The sequence below is a fragment of the Nocardioides ungokensis genome (genome assembly GCF_013466985.1).
GTDB lineage: Bacteria > Actinomycetota > Actinomycetes > Propionibacteriales > Nocardioidaceae > Nocardioides > Nocardioides ungokensis.
In genome coordinates this window covers 4,413,338-4,431,149 of record NZ_CP059164.1, presented here as the reverse complement: position 1 = coordinate 4,431,149, position 17,812 = coordinate 4,413,338, and the positions used below count along the sequence as shown (strand labels likewise).

Here is a 17,812-nt window from a genome sequence, read left to right as displayed (position 1 = left end):
CCCGGGATCGTCGGACGCGACCCGTCGGTGCTCCATGGGCCCGGCTGGGTAGCCTCGCCCCCGTGGTTCCGGTGGGTGGGGTGGGCGTGATGCTGCTCGGCAGCGCGCTGTCCGGCCTGCTCTGCCTCCTCTTCTTCCTGGCCTCCCGGCGACGGCTGGGCACGGTCTCCGCCCTGGCCATCGCGGGGTTCGTCTGGTCGCTGATGGTGATCGCCTGCGTCACGCTGATCCCCGCCCAGGGAGCGCCGGGGGTGGTGTCCGCGGAGGGCCGCCTGACGACCTGCTCGTGGGACATCGGCGGGCCCGCGCCGCAGGGGTTCTGGATCTTCCAGAGCGGGCAGCGGGCGCTCAACACCGTTCTCTTCGTGCCCTCGGGGGCGCTGCTGGTGGTCGGCGCCGCGCGCTGGCGGGCCGGCTGGGTGCTGGTGCCCCTGGGCCTGGTCGGGCTCGCGGTCTACTCCGCGGCCATCGAGGCGACCCAGCTGGCGCTGGCCCGGCTGGACCGGGCCTGCGACGTCACCGACTTCGTCGACAACGTCACCGGGGCCGCCCTCGGCGTGGCCATCGGGGTGGTCCTGGCCGTGGTCCTCCGCCCGTGGCGCGCCCGCAGCCGCCGGCACCACTAACCTGACCCGCATGACCGGCCCCGCCACCCCTGCGCCCCGTCCCAACATCGGCCAGATCCCGCCGTACGTCGCGGGCAGGCCGCCGACGGTCCGCCCCGGGATGACGTCGTACAAGCTCTCCTCCAACGAGAACCCCTACCCGCCGCTGCCCGGCGTGGTGGAGGCGGTGCAGGAGGCGGTCGGCTCGATGAACCGCTACCCCGACATGGGCAGCGCCGCGCTCTACGCCGCGCTGTCGGAGAGGCTCGGGGTGCCCGCCGACGACCTGTCGCTGGCGACCGGCTCGGTCGGGCTGATCTACCAGCTGGTGCAGGCCTTCTGCGAGCCCGGTGACGAGGTGCTGTTCGCCTGGCGCTCGTTCGAGGCCTACCCGATCGCGGTCACGGCCGCGGCCGCAACGGCGGTGCGGGTGCCGGTGCTGGCCGACGGTCGCCACGACCTCGACGCGATGGCCGCGGCGATCACCGACCGCACCCGCGTGGTGCTGGTCTGCACGCCCAACAACCCGACCGGCCCGGCCGTCACCCAGGCCGAGCTGGACGCCTTCCTGGCCCAGGTGCCGCCGCACGTCCTCGTCGTCGTCGACGAGGCGTACGTCGAGTTCGTCCGGATGGACGACCCGGTGGACGGCATCGCGACCTACCGGGCCCACCAGAACGTGGTGCTCACCCGCACCTTCTCCAAGGCCTACGGGCTGGCCGGCTTCCGGGTCGGGTACGCCGTGGCCCCGGCACCGATCGCCGCCGCCCTGCGCGCGGTCTCCCTGCCCTTCGGCGTCTCGACCGTGGCCCAGGCCGCCGCGATCGCCTCGCTGGAGCGAGAGCCCGAGCTGCTGGAGCGGGTCGAGGCCCTCGTCGCCGAGCGGACCCGCGTGGTCGAGGGCCTCCGCGCCGCCGGCTGGGAAGTCCCCGAGGCTCAGGGCAACTTCGTGTGGTTCGAGCTCGGTGACCGGACGGCCGACTTCGCCGCCGCGCGACGAGGTCGGCATCGTGGTGCGCCCCTTCGCCGGCGAGGGCGCCCGGGTCTCGATCGGCGAGGACGAGGCCAACGACCGGCTCATCAAGCTCGCCCAGGAGTTCCCGCGCTGACGCTCACCGACGCCGAGTCGGCGTCCGTTGACGCGGGCCGGTGGTCCATCTCGCGCCAGCGCGGCTGGACCGCAGGCGCCAGCGTGGTGACGAGGTAGGCGCCGCCGACCACCAGCAGCGCCGGCGCGAGGCCGAAGGCGCCGACGGCCAGGCCGCCGAGCACCCCGCCCAGCGGGATCAGCGACCAGCTCATCGCGATGTTCATGGCCGACACCCGGCCCATCAGGTGCGGGGGCGTGCGCTCGAACAGCACCGCGCCGAGCACCGGGTTGATGAAGCCGGCCGCGCAGCCACCGACCACGGCGACCAGCAGGATCGACCACAACGGGGCGTCGAGGGCGAGCGCCACGAAGCGGGGCACGCCGCCGAGGAAGAAGCACAGCAGGTAGGTCAGGTAGCGCGGCAGTCGTTCGGCGTACGCCGTCGCGACAGTGACCCGAGCACCGCGGCCCCGCCGAACGTGGCGGCCAGGATCCCGACCGCGGCCACGCCGTTGCCGCTGTCGTGGGCCCAGACCGGGACGAGCACGACCGACCAGGCCTGGTCGAGGAGGTTGGTGATCGCCACCATGACCGCGATCCCCATCAGCACCGGGTCGCGGCGCGTGAAGGTCCAGCCCTCGCGGAGCTCGTGCAGGTAGGCCCGCACCCGCGAGGGAGGCGGCGTCGTATCGCCGGGCGCCGGCGCCGTGGCCAGGCCTCGGGTGGTCGCCACGAGGATCACCGCGGAGACCAGGAACGACGCGGCGTCCACGACCAGGGCGTCGGCGCCCCCGACGGCGGCGACCACGCCGCCGGCGATCGCCGCGCCGGCCAGGGAGGCGGTGCGCTCGACCGTGCCGTCCAGCCCGGTGACCCGTTCCGTGGGCAGGTGCGAGTGCGCGACGAGCAGGGGGAGCATGGCGTGCCGCGCCGCGTCGCCGGGGCCGCGCAGCGCGCCCGCCACGGCGACCAGCCCGAGCAGGGCGGGGAAGGTGAGCAGGCCGAGCGCGTGCAGCAGCGGAACGGCTCCGACCACCAGGGCGCTGCCCCAGTCGCACGTGATCGCGACCCGGCGGGCGCCGAGGCGGTCGATGACCGGCCCGGACAGGAACTGCAGCAGCACCAGCGGCGCCATCTCGGCGAAGGCCACCAGGCCGGTCCGGGTCGCCGAGCCGGTGGTGGTGAGCACGAACCACGGGATCGCGATCATCGAGAGCCGGGTGCCGGTGATCGACACCGCCTGCGCGGTGAGGTAGCCCCACAACGGGGTCCGTCGAGCACTCACGGCTCGACGTCCTCGGTGGCGAGCGTCCCGGGTCGGACGAAGGCGTTGACGTTGACCCGGAACGACGCGGCACCGGTGCGTCCGCGGGGTCCTCCGGCCAACCCTCGATGAGCTCGTGCAGCGCCTCGACCAGGGCCTTGGCCCGCTCCGGGGTGAGGTGCAGCGACCAGTCGCTGAGGTTGCCGGCGTCCTGCCAGGCGGCCGGCAGCGTGCGGCGCTCCTCAAGCGAGTGCTGCAGCTGCTCGGTGTAGATCACCCCGACGGCCTGCAGGTAGGCGTCGTAGGTGTCGTGCTCCTCGGGCGTGGTCGCCTCGGCGGCGTCGGCCTGGGTGTAGTGGTGGGCCGCACGCCACCACCGGTCGCGCGCGTTGCCGCGCGTGGTGTCCTCGACGATGAAGCCGTGCTTCTCGAGCTGGCGGAGGTGGTAGGACGTGGCCCCGCTGTTCAGGCCGAGCCGGGTCGCGAGCATGGTGGCCGTGGCCGGGCGCTCGCGCAGCAGGCCCAGCATGCGGAGACGTCCGGGGTGGCTGAGCGCCTTGAGCCCCTCGGGACCGGGTGAGACGGAGGTGCGCGGGTCCATGCCCCGAGCCTAGAACCGCAAAGACTTGTTTGCAAAGAGTTCTTTGCAGTTTGTCAGAAGACGTGGGTGGCCCGCTCGGCGTGCTCCTTGATGCCGAGCAGCATCCGGCGCTCCATCACCGCGTGCGGCAGCTCGATGCCCAGGTAGTACGCCAGGGCGCGCGGTTCGCGGTCCACGTGCGAGCGGGCGACGAGGCGGCAGCCGCCGTCCCAGTCCGGCTCCACGACGTAGGCACCCCACCCCTCGATCACCAGGGCGTGCGGCGCGTCGACCTCGGTCAGCTTCGTCGCGACGCCGGGGAAGAGGACGAGCGGGTCGCCCGGCTCGGCGTGCTGCCACTCCGGGTGCACCCGGGTCGCGGTGCGCAGGCGGCAGCCGGCGAGGTTCTCCAGCCAGTCGTAGGAGTAGAACCCGCCCTTGTCCTGGCCGATCTGCACCAGCCACGGCCAGACTGCCTCGGCGGGGGCCCGGACCGTGACCGCGCGGGTGCTCGTCGAGAGCGGCCGCCCGACACCGTCACCCGGGTAGCGCCGGTCCCGCTCGCCCTCGGTGGAGCCCCAGTTCTGCAGCCACGGCCGCACCATGCCGGCGTACACCCAGGGCAGCGCCAGCCCCGCGAGGGTCGCCGCCCAGGCCGTACGCCGGGTCGTGCGACCCCGCAGCCGCGAGGGCCAGCGGCGGGCGGCTGCCACGGGCGCCACGGCCGAGGCCAGGGCCAGCAGCACCGGCCCTCCCGCCACGACCGTGACCGCGCGGGCCAGCTGCAGGGGAGTGGGTTCGGTCCTCATGGCCCGACGCTGCAGGCAGCGTGCCGCCGCGGGGCAGGGTCGGACGTCCCGATTGGCGAGGCCGCACCGCGGGTACGTCTCCGGCGTGAGCGACGACTACCAGCGGGACATGACCTACATCCCGGACCGGATCACCCTGGACGCCCGCAAGCCCGACCACGGCCCGGTCGAGGGCGACCTGTGGCCGGTCGAGCCGGGTCGCTACCGCCTGGTCGCGGCGCCGGCGTGCCCGTGGGCGAACCGGTCGCTGATCGTGCACCGGCTGCTCGGCCTCGAGGACGTGATCTCGGTCGGGCGACCCGGCCCGGTCCACGACGAGGACAGCTGGACCTTCGACAACGACCCCGGCGGGGTGGACCCGGTGCTCGGCATCCACCGGCTGAAGGAGGCGTACCTCGCGCGCGACCCCGACTACCCGCGCGGCATCACGGTGCCCGCGGTCGTCGACATCCCCACGGGGCAGGTCGTGACCAACGACTTCCCGTGGATCACCCACGACCTCTTCTTCGAGTGGCGCGAGCACCACCGCCCCGACGCGCCGGACCTGTGGCCCGAGCACCTCCGCGAGGAGATGGAGGAGGTGATGGAGCAGGTCTTCACCGAGGTCAACAACGGCGTCTACCGCTGCGGCTTCGCCGGCTCGCAGGAGGCGTACGACGCGGCGTACGACCGGCTCTGGAACGCGCTCGACTGCTCGAGGACCGCCTGGCCGGCCGTCGTTACCTGATGGGTGAGCAGGTCACCGAGGCCGACGTGCGGCTCTTCACGACCCTGGTCCGGTTCGACGCGGTCTACCACGGCCACTTCAAGTGCAACCGCCAGAAGCTGAGCGAGCTGCCCGCCCTGTGGGGCTACGCGCGCGACCTGTTCCAGACGCCGGGCTTCGGGGAGACGGTCGACCTCGACCAGATCCAGGCGCACTACTACCGCGTGCACCGCGACCTCAACCCCTCCGGCATCGTCCCGAAGGGACCGGAGCGCGGGTCTGGGCGACCGCTCACGGCCGGGAGCGGCTCGGCGGCTAGAAGCCGTTGTTGCCGGGGCCGCCGAACGGCCCGTTGTTCTTGTACGGGTAGAGGGTGCCTTCGGTCTTGCCGCGCGCACGGCTCTCCGCGACGCTGTCCACGCCGCGGCGGGCACGGCCGCTGCTCCACCAGGCCAGGGCGAAGCCCACGACGACGACTGCCAGCACGATCCACCGAACATCTGGAACCCCGGACTCAGCGATGTGACCGCCACCGTACTTGCAAGAATGGCGCGGCGGTGCAACGACCGACCAGGAGGCATGCCGATGGGCCACGACCACGGCCACGCCACGGGGCGCGCGGAGGACCGCGGCCGGCTGCGGCTGGTGCTCGCGGTCACGGTCACGGTGCTGGTCGTGGAGCTCGTCGGCGCGTGGGTGGCCGGATCGCTGGCGCTGCTGGCCGACGCGGGGCACATGGCGACCGACGTCGCCGCGATCGTGCTCGCGCTCGGGGCGTCGTACGTCGCCACCCTGCCGGGAGGCCCGCGCTCGACGTTCGGCTACCACCGTGCCGAGATCCTCGCCGCGCTGCTCAACGCACTGGTGCTGCTGGGCGTGTGCGGCTACCTGCTGTACGCCGGCATCGGCCGGCTCTTCTCGCCCGAGACGGTCGACGCCGGCCCCATGATCGCCTCGCGACAGTGGGACTGGTCGCCAACGGCGTGTCGATGACGGTGCTGAGCAGGTCGGAGACCGGGTCGCTCAACCTGCGGGGTGCCGCCACGGAGGTGCTCGGTGACCTGATCGGGTCGGCGCTCACGGTCGTGGCCGGTGTCGTCATCTGGGCCACCGGCTGGCAGCAGGCCGACGCGGTGGCGTCGCTGCTGATCGCGGTGATGATCCTGCCGCGGTCGTTCCTGCTGCTGCGCGACTCGGCGTCGGTGCTGCTGGAGATCGCGCCCCACGACCTGGACCTGGCCGAGGTCGAGCGCCACCTGCGCGCCCTGCCGGGCGTCACGGACGTGCACGACCTGCACGCCTGGACCATCACCAGCGGCATCCCCAGCCTGTCCGCGCACGTCACGGTCACCGACCAGGCGCTGGACGAGCACGGCGTCGGCGGGATCCTCGACCAGCTCTGCGCGTGCACGACCGAGGACTTCGGGGTCCGGCACGCGACGTTCCAGGTGGAGCCGGTCAGCCACCGCGAGCACGAGGACCTCGGCGAGGCCCACTGAGCGTCGGCCGGGCAGTGCGGGACCGTCACCCGGCCTGCGCGGCCAGCCGCACGTGCGTGCCGGCGGCGCCGTAGCCGGCGTACCCTCCGCGGCGCTCGAGCAGCTCGACGTGGAAGCCGGTCTCCAGCGGCAGGGTGAACGCCTGCAGCAGCTCCCCGTCGCCCACCCGGTCGTAGAGCAGCTGGTGCTCCCGCAGCTCGGCCAGCAGCGCCGGGTCGAGGGCGAAGCGGGCGTCGAGGTCGACGTAGTAGTTGTCGGGCACCGGCATCAGCGGCACGCCGCGCGAGCGGAGCGCGCGCACCTGCGCGGCCACGTCGGCGACGGCGAAGGCGAGCTGCGTGATCCCGGACCGCCGCGGGTGGCCGGGCCGGACGTCCTCGACGTTGAGGACCACGCGCAGGTCGCCCACGGGCGGCCGCAGGGCGCGGCTGCGCAGCCTCCCGTGCGGCTCGATGAACTCCTCCACGCCACCCGGCGTCAGGTCGAAGAGCGTCCGGAAGAACGCGATCTCCTGGTCGAAGCGCTCGGCCGGAACGGCGACGACCACGTGGTCCAGCCCGAGCCAGCCCGCATCCTCCGCGGGGTCGGCCTCCACGAAGTCCCCGTGCCAGTCGTCGGCAGCCCCGGCCTCCGCGCTGACGAACATGTGCAGGCCTGAGGGTGAGGTGATGCCCGGCAGCAGCGCCTCGCCGGTGCCGCGGGTGCGGTCCACGGCCGGCCACAGCAGCGCCTTGGCGCGGGCGGCGACCGCGTCCACGGGCGGCGCGGCGAGGCCCAAGGCGTGTGTGGTCGGGGCGTGTGAGGTCGCGCCGGTGGTCTGCGGGGTCTCGTTGACGACGACCTGGGCGCCGCCGTTGCGCCACCAGGTGACCGGCTTGCTGCGGTGGTGGCCGGCGACGGTGAAGCCCAGCGACCCCAGCAGTGCCGGCACGCCCGGCGTCGCGGAGACCTCCACGAACGCCGCGTCCGCGCTCGGGCGGGCGGCGGGGCCGCGGCGAGCGGCCCGTCGACGAGGGGGGCCAGCCGGTCCTCGAGGAAGATCAGTGAGCGCATCGCGTCGCGCGCGGTGTCGGCCGGGTCGGCCTCGCGTACCGCGTCGCTGAACACCTCGAGCGACAGCGGGCCGCGGTAGCCGGCGCGCAGCACCGCGGCCACGACCCCGGTGACGTCGAGCGTCCCCTGGCCGGGGAAGCACCGGAAGTGGCGGCTCCACTCGAGGACGTTCATGTCGAGCAGCGGGGCGTCCGCGACCTGGAGGAAGCCGATCCGGTCGCCCGGGATCCCGTCGAGGGCCGACCCGTCGTCGCCGCGGGCGAGCAGGTGGAAGGTGTCCACGGCGAGGCTCACGGCCGGGTGGTCGGCCCGTCGTACGACGTCCCAGGCCGCGCCGACGCGGTCGATGTGCCGGCCCCACGCCAGCGCCTCGAAGGCCAGCGTCACGCCGTGCTCGGCCGCGAGCTCGCCGACCCGGTGCAGCTGCTCGGCCGACAGGTCGGGGTCGTCGATCGCGTCGCTGCCGACGTTGGAGCAGGCGAGGAACGTCGTGACGCCCAGCTCGCCCATCACCGCGAGCTTGGTGCGGACCCGGTGCAGCACCGCGTCGAAGCGGTCCGGGGCCACGCCCTCGAGGTCGCGCACCGGCTGGAAGAGGTCGATGGACAGCCCCAGGTCGGCACACCGCCGCGCCACCTCGCGGGGGCTCAGCGGGGAGGCGACGAGGTCGTTGTCGAAGAGCTCGATGCCGTCGAAGCCCGCAGCGGCGACCGCGGCGAGCTTGTCGGCGAGCAGGCCGCTGAGGGAGACGGTGGCGATGCCCTTGTGCATCAGGCGCTCTGCTCGGCGGTCGTGGGCTCCCCGGAGGTCAGCTGGGCGAAGTGCCGCGACATCCGGTCGGCGTCGGGCACCCGGCCGGTGAAGTACTCGAAGGCGCCGACCGCCTGGTGCACGGCCATGCCGCCACCGGGGACGACCCGGCAGCCGCGGGAGCGGGCCAGCCGGACCAGCTCGGTCTCGAGGGGGAAGTAGACGACGTCGGAGACCCACAGCCCGTCGTGGACGAGCCGGCCCGGCACGGCCGTGCCGGGGTGGCCGAGCATGCCGATCGGGGTGGCGTTGACCAGTCCCTGCGCATCCGCCAGCGCCCGCTCGAGGTCCTCGACGGCGCTCACCCGGTCGTCGCCGAACCGCTTGGCCAGCCGCACCGCGCACGCGTCGGCGCGGTCGCGGTCGGCGTCGAGGACGGCCACGTGTTCGGCCCCTGCTCGAGCAGGCCGTAGCCGACCGCGACCCCGGCGCCACCGGCGCCGACCAGGACCACCCGGTCCTCGACGGCGTCGGGGAGCGCCTGGCGGAAGGCCCGGCCGTAGCCCGACCAGTCGGTGTTGCGGCCGAGGGCCTTCCCGTCGCGGAACACCACGGTGTTGACCGCGCCGAGGTCGGCCGCGTCGTCGGAGAGGTCGTCGAGCAGGGGCACGACCGCCTGCTTGAACGGGTGGGTCACGTTGAGCCCGTCGAAGCCCAGCCGCCGGGCCCAGGCGAGGACCTCGGGGAGGTCCTCGGCCCGCAGGCCGGTCTTCTCGGCGTCGATGATCCGGTAGCTCAGCAGCAGGCCGGACTCGCGGCCCTCCCGCTCCTGCATGGCCGGGGTGAGCGAGGCGCCGATGCCGGCGCCGACCAGGCCGAGGAGGTACGACGTCTGCTCGGGCAGGGGCGCGCTCACGACGCGACCCCGACCGTGACGGGGCGGGTCTCGACGCGCCGGGCGGTGCCGAGGCCGACCTCGCGGGTGGGCACCCGGTGGGTGTTGCTCGGCCCGGTCAGGACGGCGATCGCGGAGATCACGCAGGCGCCGGCGGCGAAGGCCGCGACCTTCCACCAGTTGCCGGCGTCGCCGGCCATGATCCAGCCGGCGATGGTGGGCGTGAAGCCGGCCAGCGCGAAGCCGAACTGGGTGCCGACGGCCATCCCGGAGAGGCGGACGCTGGTGGGGAAGTACTCGGCGTACGTCGCCGGCCACACGGCGTTCGGCATCGAGTAGACGACACCGGCCAGGGCGACGCCCAGCACGAAGACCAGCGGCGCGTTGCCGCCGAGATGGCGGCGAGGAACGCGACGACCAGGACGGCGCTGCCGAGCAGGCCGGACACGAAGACCGGCTTGCGGCCCACCCGGTCGGAGAGCCGGGCCCAGAACGGGATGGTGGCGATGGCGACCAGGTTGGCGACGATCGCCAGCCACAGCATCAGGGTCGAGCTGATGCCGATGCCGTAGGCGTCGGAGGTGGCGAAGTTGAGCGCGAAGACCTGGAACGTCGTGTTGACCATCGCGATGAAGGCGGCGAAGAAGACCCGCAGCACGCCGCGCCAGTGGTAGCGGAACAGCACGGCCAGGGGGGTGTGCGAGGCCGCGGTGGTCATGTCGGTCTTCTTGAGCCCCTCGGCCTCGAACTCCGGCGTTTCGTCGAGGGTGCGCCGGATCGCGAACCCGATCAGGACGACGACCGCGCTCAGCAGGAACGGGATCCGCCAGCCCCACGCGAGCAGCTGGTCCTCGGGCAGCACGGCGGCGAGGGGCAGGAACACGGCCGGGGCCAGGACCTGGCCGCCCTGGGTGCCGCTGAGGGTGAAGCTGGTGAAGAATCCCCGCCGGTCGTCGGGGGCGTGCTCGAACGACATCGAGTTGGCGCCCGCCTGCTCACCGGCGGCGGAGAGGCCCTGGAGCAGCCGGAGCAGGACGAGCAGCGCCGGCGCGATCAGCCCCACCTGCCCGTAGGTCGGCAGGCAGCCGACCAGGAAGGTCGAGATGCCCATCAGCAGCAGGGTGCCGACCATGACCTTCTTCCGGCCGAGCCGGTCACCGATGTGGCCCATGAAGAACGAGCCGATCGGACGGGCGACGTACGCCACGCCGAACGTGGCGAGGGAGGCGATGGTCGCGGCCGACGCGTTGCCGTCGGGGAAGAAGATCTTCGGGAAGACCAGCGCGGCGGCGGTGCCGTAGATGGCCAGGTCGTAGTACTCCAGCGCGCTGCCGCTCCAGGCGGCCAGGGCCGCCTTCTTCGGCGTACGCCGGGGGGTGTCCTGATCGGTCATGTCGGTTCCTTCGGTCTCACCCTGCTGGTCCAGGGGGCTTGCCGTCGAGTGTTGGAGTGGCGGCGGTCACATGGCAAGCGTTTGCCATCTTTTGCCAGAATGGCCGCATGACCCCCTCCGAGCCCGCGCCCGGACCGCGCCGACGGGCGACCATCACGGACGTGGCGGCTGCGGCAGGAGTGGCGGCCTCCACGGTCTCGCGGGCGTTCACCAGGCCCGGCCGGGTCAACCAGCACACCCGCGAGCACGTGCTCGCGGTGGCCGAGGAGCTCGGCTACACGCCGAACCCGGCGGCCCGCGCCCTGGAGTCGGGGCGCACCAACACCCTGGCCCTGCTGGTCCCCGACATCACCAACCCCTACTTCGCCGGCGTGATCAAGGGAGCCGAGCGCGCCTCCGCGGCGGCGGGCCTGACCCTGGTGCTCGGCGACACCCAGGAGAACCCTTCCGCGGAGGAGCAGCTGATCCGCCGGCTGGGCCCTGCCGTGGACGGCTTCGTCCTCAGCGCCTCACGGCTGCCCGACGAGGAGCTGCGCCGGGCAGCCGAGCTGAACCCCATCGCCCTGGTCAACCGGGCCACGCCGGGGCTCGCCTGCGTGGTCGCGGACTACGACAACGGCACCCGCCAGATCGTCGATCACCTCGCCTCCCACGGGCACCGGTCGTTCGTCTTCCTCGGCGGCCCGGCGGAGTCCTGGTCCGGGGCCCGCCGGTGGGCCGGCCTGCGCGCCGCCGCCGAGGTGCACGGCCTGCGGACCACCAGGTTCGGGCCCTACGTGCCGACCCTGGCCGGCGGCCCCGCGGCCGCTGACGCGGTGCTCGCCTCCGGGGCGACGGCCGTGGTCGCGCACAACGACATGCTCGCGATCGGGGTGATGCTGCGGCTGGCCGAGCGCGGGGTCGACGTGCCCGGCGAGGTCAGCGTGGTCGGCTTCGACAACATCGTCGGCTCGGACTTCTGCAGCCCCGCGCTCACCACTCTGGCCGAGCGGACGGAGGACGCCGGGTCGCGTGCCGTCGAGGCGCTGGTCCAGCAGGCCCACGCCCGCGCCTCCACGCCCGCCGCCCGGGTGCTGCCCACCCAGCTCGTCGTACGCCGCTCGTCGGGGCGGCGCGCTGACCCCAAGCAAGGGTCCGCCCGGGCTCAGTCGGGGGTCTCGACCTCGCCCGCCCGCAGCAGGTTCCGCCCGATCATCCGGGCGGCCTCCTGCACCTCGGCCGGCCCGACGATGCGGAACGACGTGCGCAGCAGGGCGAGCTGCTGGGCGTACCAGTCGGGCTCGTCGGTGGAGCCGACCAGGCGGCAGTGGTCGTCGTCGACGGGCTCGAGGCGGCCGAGGCTGCGCGGGATCCAGGCGCGGACGGTCGCCGCCGGCGCGTCCACGAGGATCTCGACCTGGTGGGCCCAGCCGTCGGAGAGGTGGTCCTCGACGTCGCGCACGGGGTCGAGGTCCTGCGGCGGCTCGAACGTCTCCGGGAGGAGGTCGACCGAGACGACGCGGTCCACCCGGAGCACGCGGCGTGCGTCGCTGGTGTGCGACCAGCACAGGAGATACCACCGGCCGTGGCGCGTCACCACGGCCCACGGGTCGACGTCGAGGACGCGGTCTCGCCCGGACCCCGAGCGGTAGCCGAGGCGCAGCCGCCGCGCCGCGGAGCACGCGTCGACGAGCTGCACCGTCGTCCCCGGGTCGGGGCTGGTGTCGCGGTGGGCCCGGCGCGTCGCGCTGACCCGTCGTACGGCGTCCGCGGGCTCGGCCACCGTCGCCGGCAGGGCCCGGATGATCTTGCCGAGGGCGCTGCCCACCGGCACGGTCGGGTCGCCCGCCGCGTGGTCGCCCTCGATCACCGCCATCACCAGGGCCAGCGCCTCGGTGTTGGTGAACATCAGCGGCGGCAGCCGGTGCCCGCGCCCGACCCGGTAGCCGCCGTACCGGCCACGCGCGGACTCGATCGGCACCCCGGCCTCGCGCAGCACTGCGACGTAGCGGCGGGCGGCGCGGTCCGAGACGCCGAGGCGCTCGCCGAGCCGCTCGGCGGTGATCCCGGGGCTGTTCTGCAGCAGCTCGAGGCAGACCAGGGCGCGGGCGGTCGGGCTCGTCTCGTCCACGGTCGTCATCCTGCCAGCCAAACCGGAAGCGTTACGTCCGGAATGGTCTCTAGGGTGGCGTCATGACGACTGAGACCCGCACCCCTCCGCCCTGGGAGCCCCCGGTCGCCGGCACCGAGGTCGAGCACCTCGTCGGCGCCCTCGACCGGCAGCGCACGACGTTCCGCTGGAAGGCCGACGGCCTCGACGCGGCCGGGTTGCAGACCCGGATCGGCGCCTCGTCGATGACCCTCGGCGGCCTGCTCAAGCACCTCGCGTTCGTGGAGGCCTACTACTTCGCGTGGAAGGTGGCCGGGGAGTCGCCGGGCGTGCCCTGGGAGAGCGTGGACTGGGACGCGAACCCCGACTGGGACTGGACCTCCGCCGCCGACGACAGCCCGGAGGCGCTCTATGCCCTGTGGGACGCCGCGGTCGAGCGCTCCCGCGCGAAGCTGGACGCCGCCCTCGCCGACGGCGGGCTCGACCGGTCGGTGAACCTCTCCTGGCCCGACGGTCGCCAGCCCAGCCTGCGCCGGGTGCTGTGCGACCTGGTGGAGGAGTACGCCCGCCACACCGGGCACGCCGACCTGCTCCGCGAGGCCGTGGACGGCCGGACCGGCGAGGACCCGCCGGCCGACTGGCGCCCCTGATCCCGCAGCCGGGCTTGGAGGGGGCCGTCAGGCCCGCTCCACCTCGCTGCCCTCGCGGACGCTCATGCGCCCTCGCCCGCCCGGGCCGCGTCCTCCTCGGCCGCACGGGACAGCCGCACCAGCGTCTCCTCGATCCCGCGACGGTTGCGCTCGGGGAAGCCGGCGACCTCGATGCCCTTCGCCCACAGCAGGTTGTAGCGCGAGTAGTCGAAGGTCTCGGTGACCCGGGTGCCGCCCTGGACCGGCTCGAGCTCGTAGCGCCACCGGTGGCCGCCGAAGTGACGCCACGCGATGCGGCGCCCCTCCTCGAACTCCACGACCCGGTTGCGGATCCGGTAGGGCAGGCCGTACATCTTCATGTCCATCCCGAAGTCCGCGCCCTTCGCGAGCCGCTCCGGGCCGGAGATCGTGCCCTGCAGGGTGCCGGACCCGTCGATGCGCGGGTGCTGCCGCGGGTCGGCGAGGATCGAGAAGACCACGTCCGGCGGTGCGGCAACCGTCGTGCTGGCGGAGACGATGCGAGAGCCCATGGTCCCGAGACTAGGCGGGCGTTCCGCATCGGGGCCGGTGGATTGGCCCCGGCCCGTAGCCCCCCGGTAAGTTGTCCGCGAGCCCGTTGTGGTCCCGATCACAGAGCGCACCACCCCAGCGCCGCAGGTCGGATCCCGCCTATCGGCATGCGGAGACCCCGCGACGCCGATGAACTCGAAGGAGTGCACGTGACCCAGTCCGGAAGTCCTGGCTTCGGCCCCGATCTCGTGGAGGTCTTCGGACCCTCGCAGCAGGACGGTGGCCCCGAGCTGATCCAGCTCCTCACTCCCGAGGGCGAACGCGTCGAGCACCCCGAGTTCAGCTTCGGCGCCGGCCTGTCGGCCGATGAAGAGGCCGAGATGGTGCGCGGCTTCTACCGCGACATGGTGCTCACCCGTCGCATCGACACCGAGGCCACCGCCCTCCAGCGTCACGGCGAGCTCGGCATCTGGGCCCAGCTGCTCGGTCAGGAGGCTGCGCAGATCGGCGCCGGCCGTGCGCTGCGCCCGCAGGACTACGTCTTCCCGACCTACCGCGAGCACGGTGTCGCCTACTGCCGCGGCGTCGACCCGCTCAACCTGCTCGGCCTGTTCCGCGGGGTCGACCACGGCGCGTGGGACCCGAACGAGAACAACTTCGGCCTCTACACGATCGTGATCGGCGCCCAGACGCTGCACGCCACCGGCTACGCCATGGGCATGCAGCGCGACGGCGTCGTCGGCACCGGCGACCCCGAGCGCGACGCGGCGGTCATCGCGCACTTCGGTGACGGCGCGTCCTCGCAGGGCGACGTCAACGAGGCGTTCATCTTCGCCGCCTCCTACAACGCGCCGGTCGTGTTCTTCTGCCAGAACAACCAGTGGGCCATCTCCGAGCCGATCGAGCGCCAGACGCGGATCCCGCTCTACCAGCGCGCGCTCGGCTTCGGCTTCCCCGGCGTCCGGGTAGACGGCAACGACGTGCTCGCGACGTACGCCGTCACGCAGGCCGCGCTGCAGCGCGCCCGGGACGGCCAGGGCCCGACCTTCGTGGAGGCCTACACCTACCGGATGGGTGCCCACACCACGACCGACGACCCGACCCGCTACCGGCTCTCCGACGACGTCGAGCACTGGAAGCTCAAGGACCCGATCGCCCGCGTCGAGGTCTACCTCAAGCGCAACGGCCTGGCCGACGACGCGTTCTTCGAGGGCGTCAAGGCGGAGGCCGACGACCTCGGCCACCACCTGCGTGAGGGATGCAAGGCGCTCCCGGACCCGCAGCCGCTGAGCATGTTCGACCACGTGTACGCCGAGGAGACCGAGGAGCTGCGCGCCGAGCGCGAGGGCTACGCGGCGTACCTCGAGTCGTTCGAGGGCTCTACTACTGCTGGGGGGCACTCCTGATGAGCAACCAGAAGATCACGCTCGCCAAGGGCCTCAACATGGGCCTGCGCAAGGCGATGGAGGACGACCCCAAGGTCCTCATCATGGGTGAGGACGTCGGCAAGCTCGGCGGCGTCTTCCGGATCACCGACGGCCTGCAGAAGGACTTCGGCGAGGACCGCGTCATCGACAGCCCGCTCGCGGAGTCCGGCATCGTCGGCACCGCGGTCGGCATGGCCCTGCGCGGCTACCGGCCCGTCGTGGAGATCCAGTTCGACGGCTTCGTCTACCCGGCCTACGACCAGATCGTGTGCCAGGTCGCGAAGATGCACTACCGCTCCAAGGGCCGCAACAAGATGCCGATGGTCATCCGGATCCCGTTCGGTGGCGGCATCGGCGCGGTGGAGCACCACAGCGAGTCGCCGGAGGCGCAGTTCGCGCACACGCCCGGCCTGAAGGTCGTCGCGTGCTCCAACCCCGTGGACGGCTACTGGATGATCCAGCAGGCGATCGCGAGCGACGACCCGGTGATCTTCCTCGAGCCCAAGCGGCAGTACCACGCCGACAAGGCCGAGCTCGACGAGTCCGCCACCCCGGAGCCGCTGTTCACCTCGCGCGTCGTGCGCCAGGGCACCGACGTCACCGTGCTGGCCTACGGCCCGACGGTGAAGACCGCCATGAAGGCCGCCGAGGCCGCCGCGGGCGAGGGCAAGTCGCTGGAGGTCATCGACCTGCGCACGCTCTCGCCGCTGGACATGGGTCCGGTGCTGGAGTCGGTGCGCCGCACCGGCCGCGCCGTCGTCACCCACGAGGCGCACGTCAACCTCGGCATGGGCTCGGAGCTGTCCGCCCGGATCACCGAGGAGTGCTTCTACTCCCTGGAGGCCCCGGTGCTGCGCGTGGGCGGGTTCGACACCCCCTACCCGGCCTCGCGGATCGAGGAGGACTTCCTCCCCGACCTCGACCGGGTGCTGGACGCCGTCGACCGTTCGCTGAGCTTCTAGGAGCCGTGCATGTCTGAGTTCAAGCTGCCCGACGTCGGCGAGGGCCTCACCGAGGCCGAGATCGTGGCCTGGAAGGTCAAGGTCGGCGACGTCATCGCGATCAACGACATCATCGTCGAGATCGAGACCGCCAAGTCACTGGTCGAGCTGCCGTCGCCGTTCGCCGGCACGGTGCTGGACCTGATGGTCCCCGAGGGCGAGACCGTGCCGGTGGGCACGCCGATCATCTCGATCGGTGACGCCTCCGCGGCACCCGCGGCCGCCCCCGCCGCACCCGCGACCCCGGCCCAGCCGACCCCGCAGGCCGAGATGGAGATCGACCTGTCCAACCCGCGCGCCTCCGGCGGCGGCGAGGGCGAGAGCCTGGTCGGCCGCAACAAGGTCGAGCGCGGCGCGGTCCGTCGTGCCCGCAAGGGCGCCACCACGCCGGGGGTCGCGGTCGGTGCCGCGGCCGCCCACGCGCAGGCCCAGGGCGCCTTCGAGCCCGGCCCGGCACCGGACGTCCAGAGCTCCGACGAGCCCGCCGTGCCCGCCACCTCGGCGGTCCCGACCGGTGGTCGTCGGCAGGCGAGCGCGCTGGTGCCCGACGCCGTCACCTCTCCGGCGACGGCGCGCGCGCTGGCCAAGCCGCCGGTGCGCAAGCTGGCCAAGGACCTCGGCATCGACCTCGGCGCCATCGCTCCCTCGGGCCCGAACGGCACCGTCACCCGGGCCGACGTGGAGGCCGCGGCCACGGGTGCTCCGGCCATGCCCGAGCAGTACGCCGACCTCGCGCGTCCGGGCGTGAACCCGATGGTCGGCGCCCGCGAGACCCGCGAGCCGATCAAGGGCGTCCGCAAGATGATGGCCCAGGCGATGAGCCAGTCGGCCTTCACCAGCCCGCACGTGACCGAGTGGATCACCGTCGACGTGACCCGGACGATGGAGTTCGTCGACCGGATCAAGGCGCGCCGCGAGTTCAAGGACGTCAAGGTGTCGCCGCTGCTGGTGCTCTCGCGCGCGGTGATGCTGGCGATGAAGCGGACCCCGGAGATCAACTCGTTCTGGGACGACGCCGCGCAGGAGGTCGTCTACAAGGGCTACGTCAACCTCGGGATCGCGGCCGCGACTCCCCGCGGACTGGTCGTCCCCAACGTCAAGGACGCCGACTCCCTGTCCCTGCTCGAGCTCTCGGCTGCGCTCAACCAGCTCACCGCGACCGCGCGCGAGGGGAGGACCCAGCCGGCCGAGATGAGCGGTGGCACGTTCACGATCACCAACGTGGGCGTCTTCGGTGTCGACGCGGGCACGCCGATCATCAACCCCGGTGAGTCGGCCATCCTGTGCTTCGGCGCGATCCGCAAGCAGCCGTGGGTCGTCACCGGCGCGAACGGCGAGGACGAGCTGGCCATCCGCCAGATCACCACGCTGGCGCTCTCCTTCGACCACCGGCACATCGACGGCGAGAAGGGCTCACGCTTCCTCGCCGACGTGGCCGGGATCCTCGAGGACCCCGCCTCGGCGCTGCTGTTCTGAGCCGACGGGCCGCGG

20 protein-coding genes and 3 pseudogenes are annotated in these 17,812 nt (G+C 73.1%); 11 read left to right on the top strand and 12 right to left on the bottom strand.

The window, feature by feature from the left end; translation table 11 throughout:
• The first annotated feature begins 62 nt into the window (after nucleotides 1-62).
• Nucleotides 63-626 carry a VanZ family protein gene (locus H0S67_RS21970; RefSeq protein WP_180934776.1) on the top strand — a complete coding sequence of 188 codons (564 nt, stop codon included), beginning with the start codon at nucleotides 63-65 and terminating at the stop codon, nucleotides 624-626.
• Between the two features lie 10 nt (nucleotides 627-636).
• Entirely contained in the window at nucleotides 637-1,812 is a 1,176-nt protein-coding gene (locus H0S67_RS21965; RefSeq protein ID WP_246354959.1) for a histidinol-phosphate transaminase, read from the top strand.
• A 292-nt stretch (nucleotides 1,813-2,104) separates the two neighbouring features.
• Here the strand turns inward: H0S67_RS21965 and H0S67_RS21960 are convergent, their stop codons facing one another.
• The 3 genes and pseudogenes from H0S67_RS21960 to H0S67_RS21950 all read right to left on the bottom strand — a co-directional run bounded on the left by H0S67_RS21960 (nucleotide 2,105) and on the right by H0S67_RS21950 (nucleotide 4,348).
• Nucleotides 2,105-2,980 (bottom strand): MFS transporter, encoded by an 876-nt coding sequence (locus tag H0S67_RS21960; RefSeq protein ID WP_219635391.1) that lies wholly within the window; start codon nucleotides 2,978-2,980, stop codon nucleotides 2,105-2,107.
• A gap of 448 nt (nucleotides 2,981-3,428) precedes the next feature.
• Nucleotides 3,429-3,488, bottom strand: a pseudogene (locus H0S67_RS28540) (hypothetical protein); the annotation flags it as partial.
• A 125-nt stretch (nucleotides 3,489-3,613) separates the two neighbouring features.
• A complete protein-coding gene (locus tag H0S67_RS21950) occupies nucleotides 3,614-4,348 on the bottom strand; it encodes an SRPBCC family protein (protein WP_180934775.1) in 735 nt (244 codons plus the stop codon).
• 85 nt (nucleotides 4,349-4,433) lie between these two features.
• Between H0S67_RS21950 and H0S67_RS21945 the strand changes: the two genes are divergently transcribed.
• Together H0S67_RS21945 and H0S67_RS27635 are read left to right on the top strand one after the other, a co-directional pair.
• On the top strand, nucleotides 4,434-5,075 hold the full coding sequence (locus H0S67_RS21945; protein WP_343050222.1) for a glutathione S-transferase family protein: 642 nt from the start codon (nucleotides 4,434-4,436) through the stop codon (nucleotides 5,073-5,075).
• Nucleotides 5,075-5,146 (top strand): annotated as a pseudogene (locus H0S67_RS27635) (glutathione S-transferase C-terminal domain-containing protein); the annotation flags it as partial. The gene H0S67_RS21945 and the pseudogene H0S67_RS27635, both read left to right, overlap by 1 nt.
• A gap of 223 nt (nucleotides 5,147-5,369) precedes the next feature.
• Here H0S67_RS27635 and H0S67_RS21940 read toward each other — a convergent pair.
• Nucleotides 5,370-5,540, bottom strand: coding sequence for a hypothetical protein (locus H0S67_RS21940; RefSeq protein WP_180934774.1), 171 nt, complete (start codon nucleotides 5,538-5,540; stop codon nucleotides 5,370-5,372).
• Nucleotides 5,541-5,639: 99 nt separating this feature from the next.
• Here H0S67_RS21940 and H0S67_RS27060 point away from each other — a divergent pair, with 99 nt between their 5' ends.
• Nucleotides 5,640-6,047, top strand: coding sequence for a cation diffusion facilitator family transporter (locus H0S67_RS27060; protein WP_281368920.1), 408 nt, complete (start codon nucleotides 5,640-5,642; stop codon nucleotides 6,045-6,047).
• Nucleotides 6,017-6,553 (top strand): cation diffusion facilitator family transporter, encoded by a 537-nt coding sequence (locus H0S67_RS27055; RefSeq protein ID WP_281368919.1) that lies wholly within the window; start codon nucleotides 6,017-6,019, stop codon nucleotides 6,551-6,553. Before H0S67_RS27060 ends, H0S67_RS27055 begins: the two co-directional genes overlap by 31 nt.
• A gap of 25 nt (nucleotides 6,554-6,578) precedes the next feature.
• Here the strand turns inward: H0S67_RS27055 and H0S67_RS24000 are convergent, their stop codons facing one another.
• From H0S67_RS24000 to H0S67_RS21920, 6 genes are read right to left on the bottom strand one after another with little or no spacing between them, the layout of a single operon-like run.
• On the bottom strand, nucleotides 6,579-7,100 hold the full coding sequence (locus tag H0S67_RS24000) for a VOC family protein (RefSeq protein ID WP_219635390.1): 522 nt from the start codon (nucleotides 7,098-7,100) through the stop codon (nucleotides 6,579-6,581).
• Nucleotides 7,031-8,377 (bottom strand): sugar phosphate isomerase/epimerase family protein, encoded by a 1,347-nt coding sequence (locus tag H0S67_RS21930; RefSeq protein WP_219635389.1) that lies wholly within the window; start codon nucleotides 8,375-8,377, stop codon nucleotides 7,031-7,033. The genes H0S67_RS24000 and H0S67_RS21930 overlap by 70 nt, the downstream gene beginning before the upstream one ends.
• On the bottom strand, nucleotides 8,377-8,754 hold the full coding sequence (locus H0S67_RS23995) for a hypothetical protein (protein WP_219635388.1): 378 nt from the start codon (nucleotides 8,752-8,754) through the stop codon (nucleotides 8,377-8,379). Before H0S67_RS23995 ends, H0S67_RS21930 begins: the two co-directional genes overlap by 1 nt.
• Nucleotides 8,718-9,272 carry a hypothetical protein gene (locus H0S67_RS23990; protein WP_219635387.1) on the bottom strand — a complete coding sequence of 185 codons (555 nt, stop codon included), beginning with the start codon at nucleotides 9,270-9,272 and terminating at the stop codon, nucleotides 8,718-8,720. Before H0S67_RS23990 ends, H0S67_RS23995 begins: the two co-directional genes overlap by 37 nt.
• Complete coding sequence (locus H0S67_RS23985; protein WP_219635386.1) at nucleotides 9,269-9,451, bottom strand: hypothetical protein; 183 nt, start codon at nucleotides 9,449-9,451, stop codon at nucleotides 9,269-9,271. The genes H0S67_RS23990 and H0S67_RS23985 overlap by 4 nt, the downstream gene beginning before the upstream one ends.
• Nucleotides 9,391-10,644 (bottom strand): MFS transporter, encoded by a 1,254-nt coding sequence (locus H0S67_RS21920; RefSeq protein WP_219635385.1) that lies wholly within the window; start codon nucleotides 10,642-10,644, stop codon nucleotides 9,391-9,393. The genes H0S67_RS23985 and H0S67_RS21920 overlap by 61 nt, the downstream gene beginning before the upstream one ends.
• A 107-nt stretch (nucleotides 10,645-10,751) precedes the next feature.
• On the opposite strand from H0S67_RS21920, the pseudogene H0S67_RS28535 reads away from it, so the two are divergent.
• A pseudogene (locus H0S67_RS28535) lies at nucleotides 10,752-11,690 on the top strand (LacI family DNA-binding transcriptional regulator); the annotation flags it as partial.
• Nucleotides 11,691-11,788: 98 nt separating this feature from the next.
• Here H0S67_RS28535 and H0S67_RS26210 read toward each other — a convergent pair.
• Nucleotides 11,789-12,763: a helix-turn-helix transcriptional regulator gene (locus tag H0S67_RS26210; RefSeq protein ID WP_180934773.1), complete on the bottom strand. Its 975-nt coding sequence runs from the start codon at nucleotides 12,761-12,763 to the stop codon at nucleotides 11,789-11,791.
• A 53-nt stretch (nucleotides 12,764-12,816) separates the two neighbouring features.
• Here H0S67_RS26210 and H0S67_RS21905 point away from each other — a divergent pair, with 53 nt between their 5' ends.
• The gene (locus tag H0S67_RS21905; protein ID WP_180934772.1) at nucleotides 12,817-13,383 is read left to right on the top strand and encodes a DinB family protein; all 567 of its coding nucleotides are present in this window, start codon (nucleotides 12,817-12,819) and stop codon (nucleotides 13,381-13,383) included.
• A 62-nt stretch (nucleotides 13,384-13,445) separates the two neighbouring features.
• On the opposite strand, the gene H0S67_RS21900 is transcribed toward H0S67_RS21905, so the two are convergent.
• The gene (locus H0S67_RS21900) at nucleotides 13,446-13,913 is read right to left on the bottom strand and encodes an SRPBCC family protein (RefSeq protein ID WP_180934771.1); all 468 of its coding nucleotides are present in this window, start codon (nucleotides 13,911-13,913) and stop codon (nucleotides 13,446-13,448) included.
• Nucleotides 13,914-14,102: 189 nt separating this feature from the next.
• Here H0S67_RS21900 and pdhA point away from each other — a divergent pair, with 189 nt between their 5' ends.
• From pdhA to H0S67_RS21885, 3 genes are read left to right on the top strand one after another with little or no spacing between them, the layout of a single operon-like run.
• A complete protein-coding gene (pdhA, locus tag H0S67_RS21895; protein WP_425489847.1) occupies nucleotides 14,103-15,299 on the top strand; it encodes a pyruvate dehydrogenase (acetyl-transferring) E1 component subunit alpha in 1,197 nt (398 codons plus the stop codon).
• Nucleotides 15,299-16,282, top strand: a complete 984-nt coding sequence (locus H0S67_RS21890; protein ID WP_180934769.1) for an alpha-ketoacid dehydrogenase subunit beta — start codon at nucleotides 15,299-15,301, stop codon at nucleotides 16,280-16,282. Before pdhA ends, H0S67_RS21890 begins: the two co-directional genes overlap by 1 nt.
• 9 nt (nucleotides 16,283-16,291) lie before the next feature.
• The gene (locus H0S67_RS21885) at nucleotides 16,292-17,797 is read left to right on the top strand and encodes a dihydrolipoamide acetyltransferase family protein (protein WP_180934768.1); all 1,506 of its coding nucleotides are present in this window, start codon (nucleotides 16,292-16,294) and stop codon (nucleotides 17,795-17,797) included.
• Nucleotides 17,798-17,812 lie beyond the last annotated feature (15 nt).

Coding starts and splice junctions, on each gene's coding strand:
- H0S67_RS21965 (WP_246354959.1), top strand. CDS start 637: ATGACCGGCCCCGCCACCCCTGCGCCCCGTCCCAACATCGGCCAGATC.
- H0S67_RS21950 (WP_180934775.1), bottom strand. CDS start 4,348: ATGAGGACCGAACCCACTCCCCTGCAGCTGGCCCGCGCGGTCACGGTC.
- H0S67_RS27060 (WP_281368920.1), top strand. CDS start 5,640: ATGGGCCACGACCACGGCCACGCCACGGGGCGCGCGGAGGACCGCGGC.
- H0S67_RS21930 (WP_219635389.1), bottom strand. CDS start 8,377: ATGCACAAGGGCATCGCCACCGTCTCCCTCAGCGGCCTGCTCGCCGAC.
- H0S67_RS23985 (WP_219635386.1), bottom strand. CDS start 9,451: ATGGCCGGCGACGCCGGCAACTGGTGGAAGGTCGCGGCCTTCGCCGCC.
- H0S67_RS21920 (WP_219635385.1), bottom strand. CDS start 10,644: ATGACCGATCAGGACACCCCCCGGCGTACGCCGAAGAAGGCGGCCCTG.
- H0S67_RS26210 (WP_180934773.1), bottom strand. CDS start 12,763: ATGACGACCGTGGACGAGACGAGCCCGACCGCCCGCGCCCTGGTCTGC.
- H0S67_RS21905 (WP_180934772.1), top strand. CDS start 12,817: ATGACGACTGAGACCCGCACCCCTCCGCCCTGGGAGCCCCCGGTCGCC.
- H0S67_RS21900 (WP_180934771.1), bottom strand. CDS start 13,913: ATGGGCTCTCGCATCGTCTCCGCCAGCACGACGGTTGCCGCACCGCCG.
- H0S67_RS21890 (WP_180934769.1), top strand. CDS start 15,299: ATGAGCAACCAGAAGATCACGCTCGCCAAGGGCCTCAACATGGGCCTG.
- H0S67_RS21885 (WP_180934768.1), top strand. CDS start 16,292: ATGTCTGAGTTCAAGCTGCCCGACGTCGGCGAGGGCCTCACCGAGGCC.